Here is a 6,595-nt window from a genome sequence, read left to right as displayed (position 1 = left end):
TAGCCGTACTCTGGCGTCGGTACTGAATAAACCGCACTTTATGAGAGTACCGGGTTTTGTGCTCAAGTTAGGTCTGGGGGAAATGTCGTCGATGCTGCTTAAAGGTCAGGCTGTGGTGCCCGATAAGTTGCGCAGCCATGGTTTTGAATTTGAGTACCCTACGGTGCGGGAAGCCTTTCAGGTCAGTGTGTAATTCTTTACACGTCTTTTTATTTTCTTAACGGACAGTGTTTTCGAAACTCAGTAAAATTGAGGAATGAAAACAAAAAACCAGTATCCACATAAACGATTAACCCTTGGCGTTGGCATTTTTATGCTGGCGCTTGCAGGGTGTACTTCGATTCCCGCTGAAAGTCCTCAAAACTTAGTTGGTACCACAGAGTCCGGAAAAGCCTCTTATTATGCCATGAAATACCAATTCAGAACGACCGCAAGCGGCGAACGTTATAACCACTTTTCAAGTACGGCGGCTCATCGAACCTTACCGTTTGGAACTAAAGTCCGTGTAACCAATATTGCTAACAATAAAAGTGTTGTGGTCAAAATTAATGACCGGGGACCGTTTATTGATGGCAGGGTCATCGATCTGTCACGTTCCGCATTTAGTGAAATAGCCGATCTGGATCTCGGAATTATTGAAGTAACCACTGAAGTGGTTCACTGACTTCAATGCTCATGCTCTTATGTTACAAAATTTAACAATTTGAGGCGTGACCTTCTAACATATTGATATTAGCCTCCTTAGATAAGTTTAATCTAGGGAGTTAATATGTACTTTTGGAATATTGATGCACTGAAAAGGGACTTTCTTCAGGGACGTTTCAGTCAAACTCAAGCCTTTTACTACTTAGTCTTAATGTTGGTTTTGTTCACACTGCCAGTTGGTATTTGGGGAGATAATACAACGGTCTGGGACAAAGCGTCACTCTGGGGTGAGCTAGTTTGTGTGGTATTCGGAACCGCTGTTGCTTATAAATCTAATGGCGGACGTGATGGACGAGAGTTTCTGGAGCGTTATGTCTCGCTCAGTTGGGTTTTATTCATACGTCTACTTCCGCTCGTAATACTTCTGGCCCTTGTTGCTTCAATTTTCCGCGATATCTTTATCAGTGATGCCGGTTATGGGTTTACGGGTTATGACTTTGCCGCTTTAGTCTTGATAAGCTTAATCTACTACTGGCGTTTAAGCCATCATATGAGTGACTTGAATCAGTCAAGCTTTTCCGGAATACAAGTTAGTGCTGAGAATTAAGGCACTGCCACGGTTGATTTTATAAAACGAAGGGGAGAGCTTGTAGCTTTCCCCTTATTTATTTTTATGAAGACTTGCTCATTAACTGCTCGATGACGAGCTTCAGGTCACCAATAAGATCATCGCTGTGGCGGAAGCCATTCATCAGAATTTTGTATTTGCCGTTCACGATCAATGTTGGGGTGCCGGTGATATTTTTATCACGAGCGTCTTTATCCATTTGTTTTGCGCGAGCTTTGACTGAAAAATTATTGAAGCTGCGTTTAAAGTCACTTTCAGAAACGCCGGCCTGAATAAAAATATCTTTAATTTTTTCCTGGGTATCAATCGACTGACGTTGCCCAAACTGCTGCTTAAAAATGCTTTCGCTAATAGCTTGTTCTTTGTTCAGCATTAAGGCTAATGAATAGGCTTGGGTCATTTTGCTGCCCATGCCCGGTTTAGGGCTCAACCCTGAGGTGTGTGACTTCTTAAAGGCTTCAGGAAAGGTAGCGGCAAGTTCCTTTGCAATGGGCTCGAAACGGTAACAGGCCATGCAATAAAAAGAGAAGTACTCAATAATTTCAGGCGTTGTCGAAGCCGGGTTATCTAAAACTTCGTAGTGCCTGTTCTCGCTAAATTCCTTGGCCTGCAATGTAGCAGCCATGAATAGTGCGCAAACGAACATTGTGATTCTTACTAGCATAGCGAACTCCTTTTCTTTTTTATTATTGTTGGTAATAAGTATTACAGGTAATTATGATAAGAACAATTGAGGCTGTCCCGATTCTATCGTTAAATGTCCATCAGGCCACTCTTCTTTGTTGTGTTTATTGATAACAATAGCTTCCGTTAACAACAACGGAGACTATGATGAAATTTACACAAATTCGTAATGCGACACTAAAACTTACTTTTGCCGGAAAAACCTTTTTAATTGATCCTATGCTGGCGGAGAAAGGGCGCTACCCTGGCTTTGAAGGCACGCTAAACAGTCATTTGCGTAATCCTACTGTTGGTTTGCCCTTGTCGATGGATGAAATTCTAGATGTGGATGCGGTGATTGTCACACATACTCATCCTGATCACTGGGATGAAGTGGCAGTGCAGAGCATTCCGAAGGACAAGCTGATTTTCGTGCAGCACGAAGCGGATGCTCATGTGCTTAAAGAGCAAGGCTTCATGAACCTTCAAATACTCACCGAAAATACTGAGTTCGAAGGCATGGCATTACACAAAACACCGGGACAGCATGGCAGCGATGTGACTTTATCGATGGCCAGAGATGTATTGGGTGAGGTTTGCGGTGTTGTCTTTAAGCATGATGGGGAAAAGACGCTTTATTTGGCGGGTGACACGGTCTGGAATGCTTATGTTGAAAATAGCTTGAAACAATACCAACCAGAGGTAGTTATACTGAACGCAGGAGATGCTCAGATACCTCAGTTAGGTTCTATTATTATGGATAAAGAAGACGTTTACCAGGTTCATAAAGCGGCGCCGGAAGCGACATTAATTGCCAGCCATATGGAATCGGTGAATCACGCCGCGTTATCGCGCGTGGAGTTGCGTCAATTTTTAGTAGAAAAGAATATTACTAATTCAGTGTTGGTACCAGAAGACGGTGAAAGTTATAGTTTTTAAACGTTTTTCAGAGGGACAGTTATGAAACAGCCAGTTGTTGCCCCAGTTGTTGCTTTAGTGGCATTTAATCAGTTCAGCTCATTTCACTTTTCTGTCCCCTGCATTATTTTTAAAGACATTATGCCGGAGCAGCCTCTTTTTGATTTAAGGGTCTGCGCCGGCGACGTTGGGGAGCTTAAGTCGAATGCGGGGCTTCAAATAACGCCTGAATATGATGTTACCGGGTTAAGAAGTGCGGACATTGTCATTGTGCCCTTTTGGCGAAACCCGGCGGAACGTCCTCCTCAGCCATTGCTGGATGGATTGAGAAAAGCCTACGACCGGGGTGCACAGATTGTGGGTTTGTGTCTGGGAACCTATGTTTTGGCTTATGCGGGTCTGCTTTCTGGCAAGAAAGCTTCAACGCACTGGGAATTTGAGCCTGACTTTCAAAAACGTTTTCCAGATGTAACTCTGGACTCTAACTCGCTGTATGTGGACAGTGGAAATATTGTCACATCGGCCGGAACCGGCGCCGGGCTTGATTGCTGTTTATACTTGGTGCGTCAGCAATATGGCAGCGAAGTTGCCAATAAAGTGGCGCGACGTATGGTGATACCGCCTTATCGTAACGGCGGGCAGGCACAATTTATTGACAGACCGGTACCAAAGTCGACACCCAATAGCCGTATTAACCAACTGCTAGACTATTTAAGGCTGAAGTTGGGAGAAAGCCACAGCCTGGATGAGTTGGCTGAACGTGTCATGATGACTCGCCGCACATTTAGCCGCCAGTTTCAGAAAGCTACCGGCATGTCAGTGGGAGATTGGTTGGTGAACGAACGCTTACGTTTTAGTCAGGATCTTCTGGAGTCGACCGACTTGCCAATTGAAGTCATTGCGAGCCAATGCGGTTTCAACTCAGCTCTTTCATTACGGAATCATTTTAAAGCGCAATTTAATGTCTCCCCAAGTGAGTGGCGAAAAACCTTTCGGGGAGAACCTACCAGCCAATAATGCGTTGCCAAGTGTTATGCGAACCGTCACTCATTAATACGTGGTAAACCGGATGCATAGCCGCAGTGGCACAGGCATGGTTAGGTAAAATGCGCAGCTGATGGCCAACAGGAAAGTCTTCTGGTTGGTAAGCTTCGGTTAACTCAATGACACCGTGCTCTTGCGAGGTGCTGTTAACGCACAAGCCGTCCAGCAGTGAGCCATCTGATCTGCAGACTTGTCCGTAGCCAAAGTCCTGGCTCTGGCCTGCTGTACCGCGATCACGCGACAGGGCCATCCAGCCGCTGTCGGTCAGCAACCAATTCTTTTCTTTGTTGTGGCCAATGACTGTTGTGACTACCGACATGGCTATGTCCGAAAAGCCGCACACGCCGATGTTTTTCATAACTAAGTCAAAGGTGGTGTAAACGCCGGCTCTGACCTCACTAATGTCACTAAAGTCTTCGCCAAAATGTGCTGTCGGCGTTGAACCAACGCTGGTTATAGCGCAGCTAATGCCGGCCGCCTGAAGGTTGTCCTGAGCAACTTTAACGGCATCGCATTCTTGTTTGGCGAAGTTTTTTAACCCTTGCTCCGTATTGCAGGCGTACGAGCCACCGGCGTGGGTCATTAAACCGGTGAAATGAGCGCCAAGTTCTTTGGCAATGGTTAACAATTGCGGGTCTCCCGGCTTAATACCACCACGGTGGTCATCACTGTCTATTTCGATGAAAACGGAAAAGTCTTGCCCGAACTGGTCAGCAAAATCGGAAACGGCCTGCGCCTGCACCATATTGTCTATCAGAATATGCAGGTTAATACCCTGCAGCCTTAGTGCGGCTACCCTTTTGAGCTTTTCGGGAGCTATGCCGACGGCATAGAGTAAATCGGTATAACCTGCCTTCGCGTAGGCTTCTGCCTCAGCTAAGGTTGATACTGTAGCCGGAGCATTCTTACTATCGAGTAGGTATTCAGCCGCTTCCAGAGTACGTAGAGTTTTTAAATGTGGGCGTAAATGACTGCCCAGAGACTCAACCCGTTGCTTAAGATAGCCAATGTTACTTTTTAATTTAGCTTCATCGATGAGCAAATAAGGTGTATCCGGATGTGTGATCCAGTCAGGAGCGGATTTCATAATTGTTGTCCTGCATTTGTGATGATTAAAACTGCCAAAAGCCGTAAAGCAAGCCAGGAATAACGCTTAAAATCATGTAAACAGCGTAACGATAGTGCAATTTAATGCCGGCGACAGAGGCGAACATAACGCCTTTAAGCAGGGTATTGCTGGCACAGGCTAAGATAATTCCCATAGCGGCGACCTGACCGGAGAGTTCGCCCTGAGCCGAGCGTGACAGCGACAGGGTAATGGCATCAACATCCATCAGGCCGGATACTATAGCAAGGCTGTATATTCCAGCATCACCAAACCATTTTTTCATTGCCTCCGCCAGTAGCAGAATAACCGCTAACAAAATACCAAACTGAATGGCAGTGGTCAGTTGCAGTGGGTTACTGATGGTTATCTCTCCGGCCTTCGATGGTGGTTTACGTTTATTTTGTCTGTACATGAGTGCTATGACCGTTAATAACCCGGCGAACATGAGAAGAATAGGCGGCCACAATAGCGTTAGAAGCTCACGGTTAACAACAAAGACCTCAATAAGAACACGCGGGAACATAATGCTACACGCGAGCAGCATGCCACTAGCGTAAATGACACTGTGAGAATTCTTTTTCGCAAAACGAGCCATCGTTAAGGTCACTGCGGTGGATGATGCGAAGCCCCCGGCAATGGCGGTAATTAAGGTGCCGCGCTTCTCTCCCAGCAACTGAGTAAACAGGTAGCCAATAAAAGACAGACCCGAAATTAATACCACCATCCACCACAGCCAGTAGGGGTTTAGTGCCTGCCAGGGGCCGTAACCTTCATCTGGCAGCAAAGGCAGAACAACCACAGATATCAGCAGTAAAGTGATGCCAGAGTAAAAGGCTTTAGGTGAAATGCGTTTAAGCAATTTGTGCAGACTCTTTTTATGGCCGAGAAGAGCAACCACTACAGCACCGCAACTGAGTGCAGGTAAAGGGTCGCCGGAGGCTGCCCAAATTGCCAGTGCAAAAGTCAGCAGCATTGAGAATTCGGTGGTAATACCCGCGTCATCGGAGAGCTTGCTATGACTGATATAAGACGATGCAATGAGTATGGCAACAACAAAGAACCCGGTAACGATAAGCCACACGCCCCATTGTTGAGCTAAAATCGCAAAAACGCCGCCACTGAGTCCTATTAAACTGAAGGTTCTTACGCCGGCAACTCGCGTGCCGTCATCACTGTCCCTGCCGCTCCAGCCGCGTTCAATGCCTATCATCAGGCCCAATGCCAGAGCTGCCAGTAAGGATAACGCTAGTTCCATTTGGTAATGCATTGTGAAGCGTCCTTATTAATTGCACTGACTTTATAATGACTTTAATTGACCTTCAGTGCGTCTAGCAAGTTTTTACGCCAGAGAGACTCTTTGAACTGACTGCGAAAGAAGTTGAAATGGCCAATACCTTTACTCTCGGTCATTTCCGGGGTCAGGTCTTTCAACACCTTGTCTGCGTTAGGGTAATGCGCTAGCAGGTTTTCAATATTGGAGCGTTGCAACAACTCGTCATCAGCAATATGAAAGGCGCTGATAGGGGCTGAAAATGCTTTATAGCGTTTCTTTTGTTCCGTGCTGATATTGTCAAACAAGTAGTCTTTAC

At 45.9% G+C, this 6,595-nt stretch carries 8 protein-coding genes and 1 pseudogene; 5 read left to right on the top strand and 4 right to left on the bottom strand.

Annotated elements, in window-relative coordinates; genetic code table 11:
- The 3 genes from B3180_RS06225 to B3180_RS06215 all read left to right on the top strand — a co-directional run.
- The coding region (locus B3180_RS06225; protein WP_286843564.1) for a DUF1731 domain-containing protein at positions 1-193 on the top strand (193 nt) is incomplete at its 5' end.
- A gap of 63 nt (positions 194-256) precedes the next feature.
- Positions 257-664: a septal ring lytic transglycosylase RlpA family protein gene (locus tag B3180_RS06220; RefSeq protein ID WP_199494527.1), complete on the top strand. Its 408-nt coding sequence runs from the start codon at positions 257-259 to the stop codon at positions 662-664.
- Positions 665-769: 105 nt separating this feature from the next.
- Positions 770-1,252 carry a hypothetical protein gene (locus B3180_RS06215; protein ID WP_199494528.1) on the top strand — a complete coding sequence of 161 codons (483 nt, stop codon included), beginning with the start codon at positions 770-772 and terminating at the stop codon, positions 1,250-1,252.
- Between the two features lie 64 nt (positions 1,253-1,316).
- Here B3180_RS06215 and B3180_RS06210 read toward each other — a convergent pair whose 3' ends face one another.
- Positions 1,317-1,937, bottom strand: a complete 621-nt coding sequence (locus B3180_RS06210) for a thiol:disulfide interchange protein DsbA/DsbL (protein WP_273022358.1) — start codon at positions 1,935-1,937, stop codon at positions 1,317-1,319.
- Positions 1,938-2,101: 164 nt separating this feature from the next.
- Here B3180_RS06210 and B3180_RS06205 point away from each other — a divergent pair, with 164 nt between their 5' ends.
- Complete coding sequence (locus tag B3180_RS06205; protein WP_233399182.1) at positions 2,102-2,875, top strand: MBL fold metallo-hydrolase; 774 nt, start codon at positions 2,102-2,104, stop codon at positions 2,873-2,875.
- Between the two features lie 21 nt (positions 2,876-2,896).
- Complete coding sequence (locus B3180_RS06200; protein WP_286843558.1) at positions 2,897-3,871, top strand: GlxA family transcriptional regulator; 975 nt, start codon at positions 2,897-2,899, stop codon at positions 3,869-3,871.
- Here the strand turns inward: B3180_RS06200 and B3180_RS06195 are convergent.
- The 3 genes and pseudogenes from B3180_RS06195 to B3180_RS06185 all read right to left on the bottom strand — a co-directional run.
- Complete coding sequence (locus B3180_RS06195; RefSeq protein WP_273022363.1) at positions 3,858-4,985, bottom strand: DSD1 family PLP-dependent enzyme; 1,128 nt, start codon at positions 4,983-4,985, stop codon at positions 3,858-3,860. The genes B3180_RS06200 and B3180_RS06195 overlap by 14 nt on opposite strands.
- Before the next feature lie 25 nt (positions 4,986-5,010).
- Complete coding sequence (locus tag B3180_RS06190; protein ID WP_273022364.1) at positions 5,011-6,273, bottom strand: MgtC/SapB family protein; 1,263 nt, start codon at positions 6,271-6,273, stop codon at positions 5,011-5,013.
- A 41-nt stretch (positions 6,274-6,314) separates the two neighbouring features.
- Positions 6,315-6,595 (bottom strand): annotated as a pseudogene (locus B3180_RS06185) (dehydrogenase); the annotation flags it as partial.

Source organism: Idiomarina sp. UBA4206, from assembly GCF_002383015.1.
In the GTDB taxonomy this organism is placed as follows: domain Bacteria; phylum Pseudomonadota; class Gammaproteobacteria; order Enterobacterales; family Alteromonadaceae; genus Idiomarina; species Idiomarina abyssalis.
This window is presented reverse-complemented; position numbering and strand designations above follow the sequence as displayed.

What these genes read in the sequence shown, in the direction of transcription:
- B3180_RS06220 (WP_199494527.1), top strand. Translation starts at nt 257, where the DNA reads ATGAAAACAAAAAACCAGTATCCACATAAACGATTAACCCTTGGCGTT.
- B3180_RS06215 (WP_199494528.1), top strand. Translation starts at nt 770, where the DNA reads ATGTACTTTTGGAATATTGATGCACTGAAAAGGGACTTTCTTCAGGGA.
- B3180_RS06210 (WP_273022358.1), bottom strand. Translation starts at nt 1,937, where the DNA reads ATGCTAGTAAGAATCACAATGTTCGTTTGCGCACTATTCATGGCTGCT.
- B3180_RS06205 (WP_233399182.1), top strand. Translation starts at nt 2,102, where the DNA reads ATGATGAAATTTACACAAATTCGTAATGCGACACTAAAACTTACTTTT.
- B3180_RS06200 (WP_286843558.1), top strand. Translation starts at nt 2,897, where the DNA reads ATGAAACAGCCAGTTGTTGCCCCAGTTGTTGCTTTAGTGGCATTTAAT.
- B3180_RS06195 (WP_273022363.1), bottom strand. Translation starts at nt 4,985, where the DNA reads ATGAAATCCGCTCCTGACTGGATCACACATCCGGATACACCTTATTTG.
- B3180_RS06190 (WP_273022364.1), bottom strand. Translation starts at nt 6,273, where the DNA reads ATGCATTACCAAATGGAACTAGCGTTATCCTTACTGGCAGCTCTGGCA.